General features: G+C 71.8%; 10 protein-coding genes. 5 read left to right on the forward strand and 5 right to left on the reverse strand.

What is annotated here, in order from left to right:
- Positions 1–121: 121 nt before the first annotated feature.
- Positions 122–1,840 carry a maltose alpha-D-glucosyltransferase gene (gene treS, locus ACZ573_RS04330; RefSeq protein ID WP_471298724.1) on the reverse strand — a complete coding sequence of 573 codons (1,719 nt, stop codon included), beginning with the start codon at positions 1,838–1,840 and terminating at the stop codon, positions 122–124.
- Positions 1,837–3,831, reverse strand: coding sequence for an alpha-1,4-glucan--maltose-1-phosphate maltosyltransferase (locus tag ACZ573_RS04335; protein ID WP_471298726.1), 1,995 nt, complete (start codon positions 3,829–3,831; stop codon positions 1,837–1,839). Before ACZ573_RS04335 ends, treS begins: the two co-directional genes overlap by 4 nt.
- A gap of 668 nt (positions 3,832–4,499) precedes the next feature.
- On the opposite strand from ACZ573_RS04335, the gene ACZ573_RS04340 reads away from it, so the two are divergent.
- Together ACZ573_RS04340 and glgP are read left to right on the forward strand one after the other, a co-directional pair.
- Positions 4,500–5,369: a serine/threonine-protein kinase gene (locus ACZ573_RS04340; RefSeq protein WP_471298729.1), complete on the forward strand. Its 870-nt coding sequence runs from the start codon at positions 4,500–4,502 to the stop codon at positions 5,367–5,369.
- A gap of 120 nt (positions 5,370–5,489) precedes the next feature.
- Positions 5,490–8,126 carry an alpha-glucan family phosphorylase gene (glgP, locus tag ACZ573_RS04345; protein ID WP_471298730.1) on the forward strand — a complete coding sequence of 879 codons (2,637 nt, stop codon included), beginning with the start codon at positions 5,490–5,492 and terminating at the stop codon, positions 8,124–8,126.
- 19 nt (positions 8,127–8,145) lie between these two features.
- Here glgP and ACZ573_RS04350 read toward each other — a convergent pair whose 3' ends face one another.
- Positions 8,146–9,147 carry an Lrp/AsnC family transcriptional regulator gene (locus ACZ573_RS04350; protein WP_471298733.1) on the reverse strand — a complete coding sequence of 334 codons (1,002 nt, stop codon included), beginning with the start codon at positions 9,145–9,147 and terminating at the stop codon, positions 8,146–8,148.
- A gap of 145 nt (positions 9,148–9,292) precedes the next feature.
- Between ACZ573_RS04350 and ACZ573_RS04355 the strand changes: the two genes are divergently transcribed.
- On the forward strand, positions 9,293–10,858 hold the full coding sequence (locus ACZ573_RS04355; protein ID WP_471298735.1) for an MFS transporter: 1,566 nt from the start codon (positions 9,293–9,295) through the stop codon (positions 10,856–10,858).
- 168 nt (positions 10,859–11,026) lie between these two features.
- Positions 11,027–11,710, forward strand: coding sequence for a hypothetical protein (locus ACZ573_RS04360; protein ID WP_471298738.1), 684 nt, complete (start codon positions 11,027–11,029; stop codon positions 11,708–11,710).
- A gap of 94 nt (positions 11,711–11,804) precedes the next feature.
- Here ACZ573_RS04360 and ACZ573_RS04365 read toward each other — a convergent pair whose 3' ends face one another.
- Positions 11,805–14,075 (reverse strand): M4 family metallopeptidase, encoded by a 2,271-nt coding sequence (locus ACZ573_RS04365; protein ID WP_471298741.1) that lies wholly within the window; start codon positions 14,073–14,075, stop codon positions 11,805–11,807.
- 382 nt (positions 14,076–14,457) lie between these two features.
- Here ACZ573_RS04365 and ACZ573_RS04370 point away from each other — a divergent pair, with 382 nt between their 5' ends.
- Positions 14,458–15,933 (forward strand): sugar transferase, encoded by a 1,476-nt coding sequence (locus ACZ573_RS04370; protein WP_471298743.1) that lies wholly within the window; start codon positions 14,458–14,460, stop codon positions 15,931–15,933.
- Positions 15,934–15,955: 22 nt separating this feature from the next.
- Here the strand turns inward: ACZ573_RS04370 and ACZ573_RS04375 are convergent, their stop codons facing one another.
- A complete protein-coding gene (locus tag ACZ573_RS04375) occupies positions 15,956–16,900 on the reverse strand; it encodes a GDP-L-fucose synthase family protein (RefSeq protein ID WP_471298746.1) in 945 nt (314 codons plus the stop codon).
- Between the last annotated feature and the right edge of the window lie 152 nt (positions 16,901–17,052).

Here is a 17,052-nt window from a genome sequence, read left to right on the forward strand (position 1 = left end):
TGCTTCTCCGGCATGTGCGAGTGTCGGGTCAGGATGGTCCGTACAGGGGCGGGCGATTGACCCATTCGAGCTGCCCGCCCCCTTGTGCGAAGGCTCGGTTCGCCTCCGGACCGGCTCCCGCCTATTCGGCGCGCAGTTCGCCGCGCCGTTCGGTCCGCAGCCGGAACCAGTAGAAGCCGTGGCCCGCCAGGGTCAGCAGGTACGGCCACTCGCCGATCGGCGGGAAGCGCACATCACCCGTGAGCTCCACCGGGACCCGTCCGTTGAACGACCGCAGATCGAGCTCGGTGGGCTGCGCGAAGCGCGAGAAGTTGTGCACGCACAGCACCAGGTCGTCCCCGTGCTCGCGCAGGAACGCGAGCACCGCCGGGTTCGACGACGGCAGTTCGGTGTACGAGCCGAGTCCGAAGGCCGGGTTCGCCTTGCGGACCTCGATCAGGCGCCGGGTCCAGTGCAGCAGCGAGGCGGGCGAGGACATCGCGGCCTCGACGTTGGTGACCCGGTACCCGTAGACGGGGTCCATGATGACCGGCAGGTTCAGCCTGCCCGGATCGCACGAGGAGAAACCGGCGTTGCGGTCCGGGGTCCACTGCATCGGCGTGCGCACCCCGTCGCGGTCGCCCAGCCAGATGTTGTCGCCCATACCGATCTCGTCGCCGTAGTAGAGCACCGGCGAACCGGGCAGCGACAGCAACAGGGCCGTGAACAGCTCCATCTGCTTGCGGTCGTTGTCCAGGAGCGGGGCGAGCCGGCGCCGGATGCCGATGTTGGCCCGCATCCGCGGGTCCTTGGCGTACTCGGCGTACATGTAGTCACGCTCTTCGTCCGTGACCATTTCGAGGGTGAGCTCGTCGTGGTTGCGCAGGAAGATGCCCCACTGGCAGCGGTCCGGGATCGCCGGGGTCTTGGCCAGGATTTCGGAGACCGGGTAGCGGGACTCTCTTCGGACAGCCATGAAGATGCGCGGCATGACGGGGAAGTGGAAGGCCATGTGGCATTCGTCCCCGCCCTTCTCGTAGTCGCCGAAGTAGTCGACGACGTCCTCGGGCCACTGGTTGGCCTCGGCGAGCAGCACGGTGTCCGGGTAGTGCGCGTCGATCTCGGCCCGGACCCGCTTGAGGAGCTGGTGGGTGCGGGGCAGGTTCTCGCAGTTGGTGCCCTCCTCGGCGTACAGGTAGGGCACGGCGTCGAGGCGGAAGCCGTCGATGCCGAGGTCGAGCCAGAAGCGCAGCGCGGAGACGATCTCCTCCACCACGGCCGGGTTCTCGTAGTTGAGGTCCGGCTGGTGGGAGAAGAATCTGTGCCAGTAGTACTGCTTGCGTACGGGGTCGTACGTCCAGTTGGAGGTCTCGGTGTCGACGAAGATGATGCGGGCGTCCTGGTACTGCTTGTCGTTGTCGGCCCACATGTAGTAGTCGCCGTACGGACCGTCCGGGTCCTTGCGTGACTGCTGGAACCACTCGTGCTGATCGCTGGTGTGGTTCATGACGAAGTCGATGATCACCCGCATGCCGCGGGTGTGCGCGGCGTCCACGAACTCCACGAAGTCGGCGAGGTCGCCGAACTCGGGCAGCACGGAGGTGTAGTCGGCGACGTCGTAACCCCCGTCGCGCAGGGGTGAGGCGAAGAACGGCGGCAGCCAGAGGCAGTCGACACCGAGCCACTGGAGGTAGTCCAGTTTGCTGGTGAGCCCCTTGAGGTCCCCGACGCCGTCGCCGTTGCTGTCGTGGAAGGAGCGGACGAGGACCTCGTAGAAGACCGCCCGCTTGAACCAGTCGGGATCGCGGTCCTTGGCGGGGGTGTCCTCGAAGGTGTCGTGGACGGGATCGTTGATCATCATGTGGTGGGTGACCCTCCGGTGGGCGGGGACGGTCGCAGAGCGGCCAGTACGTGCGCGGGCGTGCGGCCCGGCTCTAGGCGCACGTAGTTCGCCCTGCCCCAGTGATAGGTCTCGCCGGTGAGCTCGTCGCGCACCGCGAGGGACCCGTGCCAGTCGAGGCCGAGTACCGGCATGTCCAACGACACTGTCGCCTCCTGGGTGTGGTGCGGATCGAGGTTGACGACCACCAGTACGGAGTTGGCTCCGGCGTGCTTCGAATAGGCGATCACCTGTTCGTTGTCGGTCGAGTGGAAGTGGATGTCGCGCAGCTGCTGGAGCGCGGGGTTGCGGCGGCGCAGCCGGTTCAGCGCGGTGATCAGCGGGGCGATGGTGGCGCCGGTGCGGTCGGCGGCGGCCCAGTCGCGCGGCCGGAACTCGTACTTCTCGGAGTTCAGGTACTCCTCGCTGCCCTCCCGCACCGGGGTGTTCTCGCAGAGCTCGTAGCCGGCGTAGACCCCCCAGGCGGGGGAGAGGGTGGCGGCCAGGACGGCCCGGACCTCGAAGGCGGGACGGCCGCCGTGCTGCAGGTACTCGTGCAGGATGTCCGGCGTGTTGACGAAGAAGTTCGGCCGCATGACCGAGGCGGAGGGGGTGTCCGCCAGCTCGGTCAGGTACTCGGTCAGCTCGGCCTTGGTGTTGCGCCAGGTGAAGTACGTGTACGACTGCTGGAAGCCGACGGCGGCCAGCGCCCGCATCATCGCGGGCCGGGTGAAGGCCTCGGCCAGGAAGATCACGTCCGGGTCGGACTTGTTGATGTCCGCGATCACCTTCTGCCAGAAGACGACCGGCTTGGTGTGCGGATTGTCGACCCGGAAGATGCGGACGCCGTGGTCCATCCAGTGCCGCAGGATCCGGCAGGTCTCCTCGACGATGCCGGCCATGTCCGTGTCGAAGTGGATCGGGTAGATGTCCTGGTACTTCTTCGGCGGGTTCTCGGCGTACGCGATCGTCCCGTCGGCCCGGTGACGGAACCACTGCGGGTTCTTCTCCACCCACGGGTGGTCGGGGGAGCACTGCAGCGCGAAGTCCAGCGCGATCTCCATGCCCAGCTCGCGGGCGCGCCCGACGAAGGCGTCGAAGTCCTCGATGGTGCCGAGCTCCGGGTGGACCGCATCGTGCCCGCCCTCGGTGGAGCCGATCGCCCACGGCACGCCCGGGTCCCAACTTCCGGCGGAAAGAGTGTTGTTCGGACCCTTGCGATAGGTGGACCCGATCGGGTGGATGGGCGGCAGGTAGACCACGTCGAAGCCCATCGCCGCGATCGCGGGCAGCCGCTCGGCGGCGGTCCGGAAGGTCCCGCTGACCGGGGCCTCGCCGGGCTCCAGCACCGCTCCCTCGGAGCGCGGGAACATCTCGTACCAGGAGCCGAAGAGGGCCCGCTTGCGCTCCACCAGCAGCGGCAGGGGCTTGGAGGCGGTGACCAGCTCCCGGTACGGGCGCCTGGCGAACGCGGCGTCCACGGCCGGGTCGAGGGCGGCCTCGTACCGTTCGGCAGCGGGCAGGTCCTCGTCGCGCATGGTCCTGGCGGCGGCCAGGACGGTCTCGCGCCCGTCGCGCTTGGGGATCCGGGCCCCGGCCCGCTCGTAGAGCTCCGCGCCCTCCAGCAGCATGAGGCCGGTGTCGATCCCGGCGGGGATCTTGATCGCGGCATGGGCCCGCCAGGTGGCCACCGGATCGCTCCACGCCTCGACGGTGTACGTCCACCTCCCCTCGACCTCGACGGAGACCTTGGCCCCCCACCGGTCGGTGCCGGGGGCGAGTTCGCAAAGCGGCACGGGGGCCCGCAGCCGACCGCCCGGATCACGCAGGACGAGGTGGGCGGCGACGGCGTCGTGTCCTTCGCGGAACACGGTGGCGGAGATCTCGAAGACCTCGTCCACGACCGCCTTTGCGGGTCTGGCGCCGCAGTCGACGGCGGGGCGGACGTCCAGCACGGGAATGCGACCGATCATGATGGGATCACCTGGGGGCAGTTCGCAGGGCTCGGTGACAACAGGCCGGCCGCGACGGCGACCGGTAGTGCACGCTCTGTTCGCTCTGTTTCTAGCCGCTCAGTGGACGGCTGGGCTGCGGGCATGGCCGCTCCTGTCCGCGTTCACTCGGGTGGCGGGGAGAGGGTTTGTGGGCGGGTGCGCCGTGCGTGTACGACGTGTACCCGGGGAGCCCTTCCCACTCTCACCCCGCCCAATCCGCGCGCTCGGTTAACTACTCGTACGTAGTGGCACGGCCGATACCAAGACCCGGGTCGACATCCGCCGGGGCTCCGTCAAGTCGGCCGGGACTAGGTGACGTAGGGGCCGCCGACTTGACGAAGCCCCCGCGCGGACGGGGTGGGAACCACCTGTCCCACGGGCCCCGCGCGCCCCGCCCGGAGGGCCGCTGAGGGCTGCCCCGGGGGGACAACGGCCCGTCATGCCGAGAGGTGCGAGTGGCCGGTGATCCAGGGGTCTTGAACGATGCGGTCGCGTGCGGCGGTCACGGTCCGGCTGCCCGGAAGCCTCGCCCGTGCCGATCGAGGAGCCGCAGCGGCCGCTCGCGCAGCGGATCCCCGGCGGTACGCGTCCCGGGCGGCCGTCCCGTGCCGCGCCCGAGCTGTCATCCGGACGGGGGACAATGCCACATGGACTCGGAGGCACTGCACGAATTGATCGGCGCACAGCTGCGTGCGGCCGACCCCCGGCGGCGGGAGGCCGCCGCACGCCGGGCGCTGGACGTCGCCTGGGGCCCGGACCAGGAGCGGTACCTGGCCGCCGCGCTCGCCGACGCCGTCGGCCGCGAGGACGACCCGGCCGCCCTGGCCGCGCAGATCGACGCGCTGCCCGCCGTCGAACCGGCCCTCGGCGACGCCGCGCTGGTCCGCCTCGCAGGCCGCTGCGCCGACTCCCCGGTCCTGGCCGCGCTGCTCGTCCGCGCCGCCCGGCTGCAGATCTCCGGGCCTGCCGAACCCGTCGGCGACGCGACCCGGGCCGCCGTACGCTGCCTGCGCGGAGCCCCGCACTCCGGGCTCGGGCTGCGCACCCCGGGCGGGGCGTGGGTGGTCCTGGAGCGGATCGAGGTCTACGGCAGGGCCGTGGACCGGCTGGACCCCGGCTGCACGGCCCGGGTGCTGCTGTCGGGACCCGGCGCGCGGGGGCTGGCCGAGTGGGACCGCCTGGAAGCCGAACCCCGGGCCCGGGAGTGCGCACCGCGGCTGCGCTCCCCCGACCCCCGGACCCGGCGCTCCGCCGCCGATGCCATCGCGGACCGGCCGGACTCCTGGGCGCCCGAGGTGGGCCGCTACCTGTGCGGCGCGCTGGCCCGGGCCGCGGTGCGGGAGCAGGACCACGACGCGCTGGAGTCCCACCTGCACGCACTGCTCGCATTGGGCCGCTTCCTGGCGGAACCGGCGTTCGCCCTGCTGCGCACGATGGACCGCGCCGCCCTGCCGCAGGTGCTGCGGCCGTATCTGGACGATCTGTTGGAGGAGGACCGGGCCCGCGGCGGCCGGTGAGCCCCGCCGGAGGTGCCATGGCCGGAACCCGCGGGCGCCGCTAGCCTTCCCGGGGTGATGCGCGGGTGCACAGCGTGGTGCGGCCGCTCCGATCCGTAATCCCCTGCGAAGGTGGAACACGTGAAGGCTATCCGTCGATTCACCGTGCGCCCCGTCCTCCCGGAACCCCTGCTGCAGCTCACCGAGCTCGCGCGCAATCTGCGCTGGTCGTGGCATTCCGAGACCCGTGAACTCTTCCAATCCGTCGACCCCGAGGGCTGGCAGGCCGCCGGCGGCGATCCCGTCCGGCTGCTCGGCGCGGTCTCCGCGGCCCGGCTCGCCGAACTGGCCGCGGACCGCCGGTTCCTGCGCCGGCTCGCCGTCGCCGCGGCCGACCTCGACGACTACGTGAACGGCGGGAGGTGGTACCAGAGCCAGGAGAACGGCGCGGAACTGCCCGCCGCCATCGCCTATTTCTCCCCCGAATTCGGCATCACCGCCGCCCTGCCGCAGTACTCCGGCGGCCTCGGCATCCTCGCCGGGGACCACCTGAAGGCCGCCAGCGACCTCGGCGTCCCGCTCATCGGGGTGGGCCTGCTCTACCGCCACGGCTACTTCCGCCAGTCGCTCTCCCGCGACGGCTGGCAGCAGGAGCACTATCCCGTCCTCGACCCCAACGAACTCCCGCTCGGACTGCTCCGCCAGGACGACGGCACCCCCGCCCGCGTCTCGCTGACCCTGCCCGGCGGACGCACCCTGCAGGCCCACATCTGGCAGGCCCGCGTCGGCCGGGTGCCGCTGCTGCTCCTGGACTCCGACGTCGAGGACAACGACGCCGCGGCCCGCGAGGTGACCGACCGGCTCTACGGCGGCGGCAGCGACCACCGGCTGCTCCAGGAGATGCTGCTCGGCATCGGCGGCGTGCGCGCGGTGCGCGCGTACTGCCGGATCACCGGCCATCCCGATCCCGAGGTCTTCCACACCAACGAGGGGCACGCCGGCTTCCTCGGGCTCGAACGCATAAGGGAACTGGAACGGGAGCAGGGCCTCGGCTTCGACGGCGCCGTCGAGGCGGTGCGCGCCGGGACCGTGTTCACCACGCACACCCCCGTCCCGGCCGGGATCGACCGCTTCGAGCGGGCCCTGATCACCCGGCACTTCGGGGAGGGCGGGGAACTGCCCGGCGTACCGGTCGAGCGGATCCTGGAACTGGGCGCCGAGACCTATCCCGGCGGCGACCCCGGCGTGTTCAACATGGCCGTCATGGGCCTGCGCCTGGCCCAGCGGGCCAACGGGGTGTCCACCCTGCACGGCGCGGTCAGCCGGGAGATGTTCGCCGGGCTGTGGCCCGGCTTCGACCCGGCCGACGTGCCCATCACCTCCGTGACCAACGGGGTGCACGCCCCCACCTGGGTGGCCCCCGAGGTGGTCCGGCTCGGCGCCCGCCAGATCGGCCCTGGCCGTACCGAGGACGCCCTGTCGGTCGGCGGCTCCCCGCGCTGGGACGCGGTCGCCGAGATCCCGGACCAGGACGTCTGGGACCTGCGCCGGGTACTGCGCGAGCAACTGGTGCAGGAGGTACGGGACCGGCTGCGCGCCTCGTGGCGCCAGCGCGGGGCCGCGGCGGCCGAACTGGGCTGGGTCGACTCCGTACTCGACCCCGACGTGCTGACCATCGGCTTCGCGCGGCGCGTGCCCTCGTACAAGCGGCTGACGCTGATGCTGCGCGACCCGGACCGGCTGCGCAGGCTGCTGCTGGACCCGGAGCGGCCGGTGCAGATCGTGGTGGCGGGCAAGGCGCACCCGGCCGACGACGGCGGGAAGCGGCTCGTGCAGGAACTGGTCCGCTTCGCGGACGACCCGCGGGTACGGCACCGGATCGTCTTCCTGCCGGACTACGGCATGGCCATGGCGCAGAAGCTCTACCCGGGCTGCGACGTCTGGCTGAACAATCCGCTGCGGCCCCTGGAGGCCTGCGGCACGAGCGGGATGAAGGCCGCCCTGAACGGCTGCCTCAACCTGTCCGTGCTGGACGGCTGGTGGGACGAGTGGTTCGAGCCGGACTTCGGCTGGGCCATCCCGACCGCCGACGGGCTCGGCGCGGACGAGGACCGGCGCGACCACCTGGAGGCGAGCGCCCTCTACGAACTGATCGAGAACCGGGTCGCGCCCCGGTTCTACGACCGGGCCGGCGGCAGCGGGCTCCCGGTGCGGTGGATCGAGATGGTCCGGCGCACGCTCGTCTCGCTCGGGCCGAAGGTGCTCGCGGGGCGGATGGTCCGGGAGTACGTGGAGCGGCTGTACACGCCGGCCGCGCTCGCCCACCGGGCCCTGGACGCCGGGGCGGCGCGTGACCTCGCCTGGTGGAAGGGGCGGGTCCGGGCGGCCTGGCCGCGGCTCTCCGTCGAGCACGTGGAGACGCTGGCCGCGGCTCCGGTGGGCGGCACCGCCGAACTGGGCGCCACCCTCACCCTGCGCGTGCAGGTGGCGCTGGACACGCTCACCCCCGAGGACGTGGAGGTACAGGCCTTCGCCGGCCGGGTGGACCCGCAGGACGTGATCCGGGACGGGCGCAGCTTCCCGCTGAAGCCGGCCGCGGGGCCCGACCTGGAGGGCCGCTGGGTGTACGAGGGGCCGCTCGCCCTCGACCGTACGGGGCCCTTCGGCTACACGGTGCGCATCCTGCCCGCGCATCCGCTGCTGGCGACCCCGGCGGAACTGGGTCTGGTCGCGGCCCCGGTGGAGACGGACGCGGGGGGCGGGGTACTGCTGCGGTAGGCACCGTGGCGGTACCGGTTCAGGGGGCGGGCGGCGGATCCACCAGCCGCTCGCCCTCCACGAGCATCCCGGCCCGCTTGACGCTGCGCAGGGCCGGGATCACCTCCACCTGCCCCACGCCGTCCACCGCGCCGATCCGCTCGGTCAGGTACGTGTAGAGCGCGTCGGTGTCCCGGCACACGACCACCGCCATCAGGGAGGCCGCCCCGGTCACGGCCGCCGCGAACGGCACCTCGCGGTGGCTCGCCAGCGCGGCCCCCACCTCCGCCAGCCGGGCCGGCGGGACGGTCAGCACCATCGTCGCCTCGGCCTCGTAGCCGAAGAGCGAGGGGACGAACTCCACGTCGAAGAAGAGCGCTCCGAGATCGCGCAGCCGTTCCACCTTCCGGCGGGCGGTCGACTCCGACAGCCCGGTGGCGCGGGCCAGTTCCGGATACCCGGCGCGGCCGTCCCGGCCCAGCACCGCGAGCAGCGCGGACTCCGTCTCGTCCAGGGCGTACCGGCCCGGCCCGGGCGGGGCCGCGGGCCGTTCCAGGGCCGCGATCTGATCCGGGCGCAGCACGTCCACGCCCGCCCACGAGTCGGGCCCGCCGAAGAACTTCCGCAGGATGGTGTGGGCGCTGATGCCGGTCACCCGGCGGGTGCGCGGCAGCTTCTCCAGCAGCAGGGTGTCCCGGTCCCTGCGGGTACGGGCCCGGGTCATGCAGTGGACCTCCGTGCCGCCCGAGTTCAGGGTCACCCACGCGATGTCCGGGCGGCGGGCGAGCGCCTCGGCCACCGGGAGCGCCGCGTCGGGGGCGCACTGCACCCGCAGCCAGGACTCGAACAGGCCGACGCGGCTGCCCTGCGGCAGCCCGACCACCCGGACCAGACCGGTGCTCCGCAGCCGCCGGTAGCGGCGCACGACGGTCTGGTCGGAGACCTCCAGCACCTCGGCGAGCCGGCTGAAGGAGACCCGGCCGTCGATCACGAGGGCCTGCACCATGGACTGGTCGAGTGCGTCCAGCTGCGTCTCGTTCATGGTTTCCATCATGACAGGGACCTAGATGAAGGAAATCCGGCAGGAGCGGGCCGCCGGATGGGGGAACGGAGGTGGGCGATGGGACCTTGGGGTCACCGCGGATCCGCCCGCGACCCCGCCCCTCCGCAACCCGAGGAGAACTCCCATGCGCAAATGGCTGCCCCTGACGGCCGTCTGCCTCGGGGCTTTCATGCTCCTGGTCGACGTCACGATCGTGACCGTCGCCCTGCCCGACATGTCCGCCGACATGGCTGACGACTCTTCCTTCGGCGGTTTCGCCGGCCTGCAGTGGGTGATGGACGTCTACGCCCTCGCGCTGGCCGCCCTGTTGCTCGGAGCGGGCTCGCTCGCCGACCGGATCGGCCGCCGCCGCGTCTACCTCATCGGGCTCGGGCTGTTCGCCGCCGCTTCGCTCGCCTGCGGGCTGGCCACCGGCCCTGCCGAACTCATCGCCTTCCGCGCCGTCCAGGGCATCGGCGGCGCCGCCATGTTCGCCACCACCATGGCCCTGCTCAGCGCGTCCTACCAGGGCCGCGACCGCGGGGTGGCCTTCGGCGTCTGGGGCGCGGTCAACGGCGCCGCCGCCGCGGCCGGGCCGATCATCGGCGGACTGCTCACCGAGAACTTCGGCTGGCGCTGGATCTTCTTCATCAACCTGCCCGTCAGCGCGCTGGCCGTGTACGTCACCCTCAAGGCGGTGGCCGAGTCGCGCAACCCGCACGCCGAGCGCCTCGACCTGCCGGGCATGGCCACCTTCACCGCGGGCGCCGCGGCCGTCACCTACGCCGTGATCCGCGTCGGCGAGAACGGCTGGGGCTCGCCGACCACCCTCGGCCTGCTCGGCCTGGGCGTGGCCGCCTTCGCCGCCTTCGTCCTCGTCGAACTGCGCAGCACCCGCCCGATGCTGGACCTCTCGCTCTTCCGCAGCCGGACCTTCGTCGCCGTCATGGCCGCCGGACTGCTGCTGTCGGGCGCCGCGTTCTCGTACCTCATGTACGTCTCCCTCTGGCTGCAGTCCGCCGAGGGGATGAGCCCGGTCGGCGCGGGCCTGGTGCTGCTGCCGCTCAGCGCGGCCGGCTTCGTCGTCGCCGTGGTGGCCGGACGGCTGCTGCACGGGGTCCCGCCCCGGCTGACCATCGGCGGCGGGCTGCTGCTGATCGGCGTCGGCGCGCTGCTCCAGGCCTGGATGCTCGACGCCGGGGACGGCTGGACCGCCCTGGTGCCCGGGCTGCTCGTGACCGGCGTGGGGGTGGGCGCCGCGACCCCGGCGCTGGCCGCCACCGCGATGGGGGCCGTGGCCCCGGCCCGGGCGGGCATGGCGGGCGGCGCCCTGAACACCGCGCGCCAGCTGGGCACCGCCCTCGGCATCGCCGTGCTCGGCGCGGTCTTCCACGCGGGGCTGCGCTCCGGGCTCGGTGAGGGCGGCCGGGGGCTGGCGGAGCCGCTGGCCTCCGGCGGCGCCGGGCAGGTGCTCGCCGAGGCCCCGGCGGGCGCGGCCCGCGAGGCGCTGACGGGGCTGGTGGAGGCCGCCTTCGCGAACGGTCTGCGCGAGACGTTCCTGGTCTCGGCCGCGATGGGGCTGGCCGGCGCGCTGGCGGTCTTCCTCCTGCTCCGCGGCGGGACGCCGGCCGCCGCAGCTCCGATCCCGCGGCCCCGCACGCAGTCCACCGGGGCCGAGGACCCGGCGGGGGCACCGGCCGTACGGAACTGAGGCCGTACGCAGGGAGACCGCGCGGAGGGCCGTACGGCTGGGACCTCACGGGTGAACCTTCGAACGTACTGGGCATGCCGAATCGATTCAGCGGCCTCCTCCGCTCCTACGCTGCCCGAGGATGCCACCGGACCGGTATCCGCGGAACCCGAGGAACGGACTCCCCCCATGCGTCTTCGCTCGACCGCCGCCGTGTTCGTCGGCGCTCTCGCGCTCGCCCTGCCCACCGCCGGCCCGTCGGTGGCCGACGACCACGGCGAACGCGCCCTCGGCACGCTGCACTACCAGTACCTGGACGCGGCCGGCACCGAGAGGAGGGGCCAGATCCGGCCCGCCGACAACGACACCTGCTACCTGCTGACGCGCACCTCCCGCGACGAGCCCGCCATCGAGGTGCGCAACGAGACGGAGTCGCTGGCGGTCCTCTTCGACAACCGCAGCTGCAACGGCGAGGCGGAGAAGGTACTGAAGCCGGGGGAGAGGGCGAGGCGGGTGGAGGTCGTCTCGGTCTACTTCAAGCCGGTGGACGAGGAGGACTCGGGCCGGGGCGACACCGGCGGGAACGGCGACACCGGCGGGAACGGCGGGAACGGCGGGAACGGCGGCAACGGCACCTGGCCGGGCCGGGACGACCGGCCGCGTGACGACGAGGCCGGCGAGGACCAGACCGGCGGCGGCGCCGGCAATGGCGGGAACGGCGGCAACGGCACCTGGCCGGGCCGGGACGACCAGTCGCGCGACGACCAGACCGACCAGACCGACCAGACCGACCAGAACCAGAACCAGAACCAGAACGACGAGGAAGAGGAGGAGGAAGACCTCCTCACCGCCCTCTTCCGCGCCCTGGGCTGACCCGGGCCCATGGAACAGGGCCGCCCGGGGAGGATTCCTCCCGGGCGGCCCCGTGTCTATCTGCTCAGCTGACGTTCACCCTGCCCCGCCGGGGTCAGAAGGTGAGCTTCCAGCTGTTGATGTAGCCGGTGTCCAGGCTGGCGGCGTCCCGGACGCGGAGCTTCCAGGTGCCGTTCGCGACCTCGGAGGAGGCGTTCACGGTGAACTGCTGGACGATGTTGTCCGCGCTGCCGCCGGTGCGGTTGCGCAGGTTGTAGACGCTGCCGTCGGGGGCGACCAGGTCGACGACCAGGTCACCGACGTAGGTGTGGACGATGTTCACGTCCACCTTGAGGGCGCTCGGGGCGTTGCCCGATCGCGTCACGTTGATCGGGGACTCGACGGTCGAGTTGTCCGCGATCTGATAGTCCGTGGTGTTCTCGAAGACGCTCGGCAGCGTGGTGCCGACCGTCCAGGTGAACGCCGCGGTACCGGTCTGGTTCTGCGAGTCGGTCACCGTGACGGTCACGTTGGACGTGCCCGCGGTGGAGGCCGTGCCCGAGATCAGGCCGTTGGAGGAGTTGATCGACAGGCCGGCCGGCAGGCCGGTCGCCGCGTAGCTCAGCGCACCCGGGTTCGTGCTCGTGGCCTGGACCTGCAGGCTCACGGCGCTGCCCGTGGCGGTGTTCTGGTTGGCGATCGGGCTGACCGTGACGCCGTTGGAGATGCGGGATCCGACGGCGACGCCGGCCCACGCGTTGGCGACGTTGTTGTAGATCGCCGAGCCCTGGCCGTAGAGGTCGGCGGCGGCCTTCAGGGTCTGGACACGGGCGTCGGCGTAGTTGGTGGTCGACTTGAAGTAGCCCACCGTCAGCGCGCGGAACCAGATCTTCGAGGCGGCGTCACGGCCGATCGCGGTGACGGGCAGGCCGTCCGCGGTCGGCGAGTTGTAGCTCACGCCGTTGACGACCTTGGCGCCCGAGCCCTCGGAGGCCAGGTAGTACCAGTGGTTGGCCGGGCCCGAGGAGTAGTGGACGTCGATGCCGCCGAGGCCCGAGTACCAGCTGTCCTTGGACGCGCCGTCCTTGCTCGGCTTGTCCATGTAGCGCAGCGGGGTGCCGTCGCCGTTGATGTCGATCTTCTCGCCGACCAGGTAGTCGCCGACGTCCTGCGGGTTGTTGGCGTAGAACTCGACGGCCGCCGCCATGATGTCGGAGGTCGCCTCGTTCAGACCGCCGGGCTCACCGCTGTAGGTCATGTTGCCGGTGACCGAGGTCAGACCGTGGGTCATCTCGTGCGCGGCCACGTCGGTGGAGGTGAGCGGCTTGTTGTTGCCCTCACCGTCGCCGTACGTCATGCAGAAGCAGGAGTCGCTCCAGAACGCGTTGACGTAGGCGTTGCCGTAGTGGACCCGGCTGTACGGGGCCACGCCGTCGTTGCGCAGGCCGTTGCGGCCGTGCACGTTCTTGTAGTAGTCCCACGTGACCGCGGCGCCGTAGTGGGCGTCACCGCCGGCCGTCTCCAGGTTGGACGGCAGACCGTTGCCCCAGATGTCGTCCGGGCCGGAGAACAGCGTGCCGGTGCCGGAGCCGGTGCCACGGTTGAGGTTGTACGTCTTGTGGCCGCCGCGCGCGGCGTCGGTCAGGTTCCAGGTGCTGCCCGACTGGGTGGTCCCGAGGGTCACCTGGCCGCTGTACATCGTGTTGCCGGTGCCGGTCTCGATGGCCTGCCACTCGGTGATCTTGGCGCCGGTCTTGGCGTTGGTCACCACGTGGAGCTCGTTCGGCGTGCCGTCGTGCTGGAGGCCGCCGACGACGGTCTCGAACGCGAGGACCGGCGCGCCCTCGGCAGCCCAGATCACCTTGCGGGCGTTCTTGGAGGGCTTGGCCTCCTTGGAGCCCTCGGCGCTCGCGGCGGAGACGGCCTGGCTCTCGGCGGCCGCCGGCGTCACGGTGGCGCTGGTGTCGGCGACCTTGATCTCGTGGTTGGTCGCCTTGGTCACGCTCTTGGTGACGCCGTCCTTGGCGTGGACGGTGAGGTCACCACCGAGGACGGGGAGTCCGTCGTAGGTGCGCTCGTAGGTGGTGTGCGTGGTGCCGTCCGCGTCCTGGACCACGTCGCGGACGACGAGCTTCTCGCCACTGCCGAGGCCGAGCGCCTTGGCGGCCTGCACGGTGGTCGAGTTGGCATCGGCCAGGAGCGTCGCACGCTCCGAGGCACTGAGCGCGCGGTTGGCCGCGCCCGGGTTGGGCTGGGCGGCCTTGGAGGCCTGCGACGCGGTGGCGTCGGCGGTCGCGGTGCCGGCCTGTATGCCTACGGCGAGCAGGGCTGCCGCGGCAACGAGCGCGCCGGCAGCGGTGGCACGCCTCTGGGGGGTGGACCTCAACGCAGACTCCTTCTGCAAGGGGGGTTCCGGATGGCTGGGTGGGCCTCCGGGCAGAACAGGGCTGGTGCGATGAACGGTCGAAGATTGCCACTCACAGCGTCAGATGTCAGGGCCGCGTCAAAAGGTTGGCCGGAAACGGTCCGTTGTCCGAAGATGCGTATCCGGTATCCGGACCATTTACCTCCGTAAGCCTCCTGGGTCGTCCGGCATCCGGAACGCCTGATACCGGTTGCTAACACTTGCGCAACAAGAGGCTGCGTTGACCCAAACGGCATTTACCGTACGGGTGTTTGTCGTACTGTTTCCCGGTGCGGCAGATGTTCGTTGCCAGGGGAAGCGATGGGCGTCCGCCACAGTCATAGACCACGTGCCAGGGGGGCCCATGAGGCATGTTCATATTCCTGCGCAAAGAGTGGCCAGAGCGGCCAGGGAGTCCCTTGCGCCCGCACGGCGCCTCGGGGACAAGGCCCGCTGGTACCGCCCGGCCGCAATCGCCGCCGATTTCCTCGGTGCCGCGATCCCGGTAGGACTCGTCTTCGACGCCGCGCAGCAGGTCCGGCCCGTCTACTGCGCCCTGGCCGCCGCCGTGGCGTGGACCGGGGTGCAGGCGCTGCGCCGGCGCTACGCGACCCGGACGCTCGGGGAGTCCCGCGGTGTGCTGCCGGTCGTGCATGACTGGCTGATTCTTATCGGCGTTCTGGCCGTGGCGCGTGTGGTGACCGAAGAAGCCACCCCCCGGCTGTCCGCTCTCGGGGCCCTGCTGCCCGCTCTGCTCATCACCGTCGCCGTCCACAAGCTGACCTACCGGCACCTCTCGGCCGCCCGCCGCGAGGCCCAGGCCGTCAGCCGGGTCCTGGTCGTCGGCGAGCCCGACGCGGCCGAGGACGTCATCGCACACCTCGCCGCGCGCACCGACCACCCGTACGTCGTCGTCGGCGTGGTCCCGGTCGGTGCCGGGCCGCTCGTCAGCGGGGTGCCCGTGGCGGCGCGGCTCGACGGAGGGACCTCCGAGGTCCCGAACGGCGACTCCGCGGCCGTGCTCGGCGCCGTCGCCAGCCACCACGCCGACCTGGTGCTGGTGGCCCCCGGCGTGCGGATCACGGGGGAGCGGCTGCGCCGGATCGCCTGGGCGCTGCACGACGCCGGGCTGGAACTCGCCGTCTTCCCCGGGCTGGTGGAGGTCTCCGTCAAGCGCCTGGAGACCCTGTCCGCGGGCGGGCTCGCCGTGCTGCGGGTGGCGCCGCCCGTCAGCCGCGGGGTGCAGACCCTGCTCAAGTCCGCCCTCGACCGGGTCGGAGCCGCTGCCGGACTGCTGCTGCTCTCCCCGGTCCTCCTGGGGATCGTCCTGGCCATCCGCCTCGGCTCGCGCGGCCCGGCCTTCTACCGGCAGCGGCGGATCGGCCGCGACGGGGTCCCGTTCGTCATGTGGAAGTTCCGCACGATGGTCGTGGACGCCGACGCCATGAAGGACGACCTGTCCGGGTCCAACGAGAACGACGGCCTGATGTTCAAGATGCGCCGCGACCCCCGGGTGACCCGGGTGGGCCGGCTGCTGCGCCGCACCTCGCTGGACGAGCTCCCGCAGCTGATCAACGTGCTGACCGGCAACATGTCGCTGGTCGGCCCGCGCCCGCCGCTTCCGGAGGAGGTGGCGAAGTATGACGAGGTCGAGCTGCGCCGGCTCACCGTACGGCCCGGGATGACGGGACTGTGGCAGATCAGCGGCCGGTCCGACCTGTCCTGGGACGAAACCATCCAGCTCGACCTCCAGTACGTCGACAACTGGTCCTTCACCAGTGATGTCGACGTGATGGGCCGTACGCTCCGCGCCGTCGTAGACGGTCGCGGAGCGTACTGAGGATCCTGGGCCGCCTGTGCGATCAGCTCTGCTCGCGCCACCACTTGTAGGTGGCGGCGATGCCGTCCCGCAGCGAGACGGCGGGCTTCCAGCCGAGCGACGTCAGGCGGCTCACGTCCAGCAGCTTGCGCGGGGTTCCGTCCGGCTTGGACGTGTCCCAGGCGAGCCGGCCGCGGAAGCCGGTCACCTCGGCGACCGTCTCGGCCAGTTCCCTGATGGTCAGGTCCTCGCCGCAGCCGATGTTGACGGGCTCGTCGCCGTCGTAGGTGTTCAGCAGCACGGCGCAGGCCGCGGCCAGGTCGTCCACGTGCAGGAACTCCCGGCGCGGGGTGCCCGAGCCCCACAGCGTGACCTCGTCACGGCCCTCGGCGGCGGCCTCGTGGAAGCGCCGGACGAGGGCCGGCAGGACGTGCGAGGTCTCCAGGTCGAAGTTGTCGCCCGGGCCGTAGAGGTTCGTCGGCATGGCCGAGATGTACGAGGCCCCGTACTGCTTGCGGTACGACTGGACCTGGACGATCCCGGCGATCTTCGCGAGGGCGTAGGCCTCGTTCGTCGGCTCCAGCGGGCCGGTCAGCAGGGCGTCCTCGCGGATCGGCTGCGGGGCCAGTTTCGGGTAGATGCAGGACGATCCCAGGAACAGCAGCCGGCCCACGCCGGCGGCGTGCGCGCCGCCGATCACGCTGAGCTGGATCTGCAGGTTCTCCTCCAGGAACTGCACCGGGTACGTGCTGTTGGCCATGATCCCGCCGACCTTGGCGGCGGCCAGCACCACGGCGTCCGGGCGGGCGTCCTTCAGGTACGCGGCGGTCGCGGCGGCGTCGCGCAGGTCGAGGTCGGCGCGGCCCCGGGTGAGCACCTCATGGCCGTCGGCGGTGAGCCGCCGGGCGACCGCGGACCCCACGAGGCCGCGGTGACCCGCGACGAAGACGCGGGCGTTCGGGGGCAGGAGCGGCAGCGAACTTGTCATACCGCCGATGATGCCAGTCCCCTCCCGCGGGGGGCGCAGGGGTCCACGGCCCGAGCCTGCGGAACCGGGGGCGTGCCGGGCGGCGTCAGGACCACGAGACGGCGGCCGCCCCGCAGGGGGCGTCGGGGGCGGCCGTGTACGGTACGCATCCA

Source organism: Streptomyces sp. NPDC040545, assembly GCF_055595065.1.

Excerpts from the sequence above, each read along its gene's own strand:
- treS (WP_471298724.1), bottom strand. The coding sequence starts at position 1,840 with ATGATGATCAACGATCCCGTCCACGACACCTTCGAGGACACCCCCGCC.
- ACZ573_RS04335 (WP_471298726.1), bottom strand. The coding sequence starts at position 3,831 with ATGATCGGTCGCATTCCCGTGCTGGACGTCCGCCCCGCCGTCGACTGC.
- ACZ573_RS04340 (WP_471298729.1), top strand. The coding sequence starts at position 4,500 with ATGGACTCGGAGGCACTGCACGAATTGATCGGCGCACAGCTGCGTGCG.
- ACZ573_RS04350 (WP_471298733.1), bottom strand. The coding sequence starts at position 9,147 with ATGAACGAGACGCAGCTGGACGCACTCGACCAGTCCATGGTGCAGGCC.
- ACZ573_RS04355 (WP_471298735.1), top strand. The coding sequence starts at position 9,293 with ATGCGCAAATGGCTGCCCCTGACGGCCGTCTGCCTCGGGGCTTTCATG.
- ACZ573_RS04360 (WP_471298738.1), top strand. The coding sequence starts at position 11,027 with ATGCGTCTTCGCTCGACCGCCGCCGTGTTCGTCGGCGCTCTCGCGCTC.
- ACZ573_RS04370 (WP_471298743.1), top strand. The coding sequence starts at position 14,458 with ATGAGGCATGTTCATATTCCTGCGCAAAGAGTGGCCAGAGCGGCCAGG.
- ACZ573_RS04375 (WP_471298746.1), bottom strand. The coding sequence starts at position 16,900 with ATGACAAGTTCGCTGCCGCTCCTGCCCCCGAACGCCCGCGTCTTCGTC.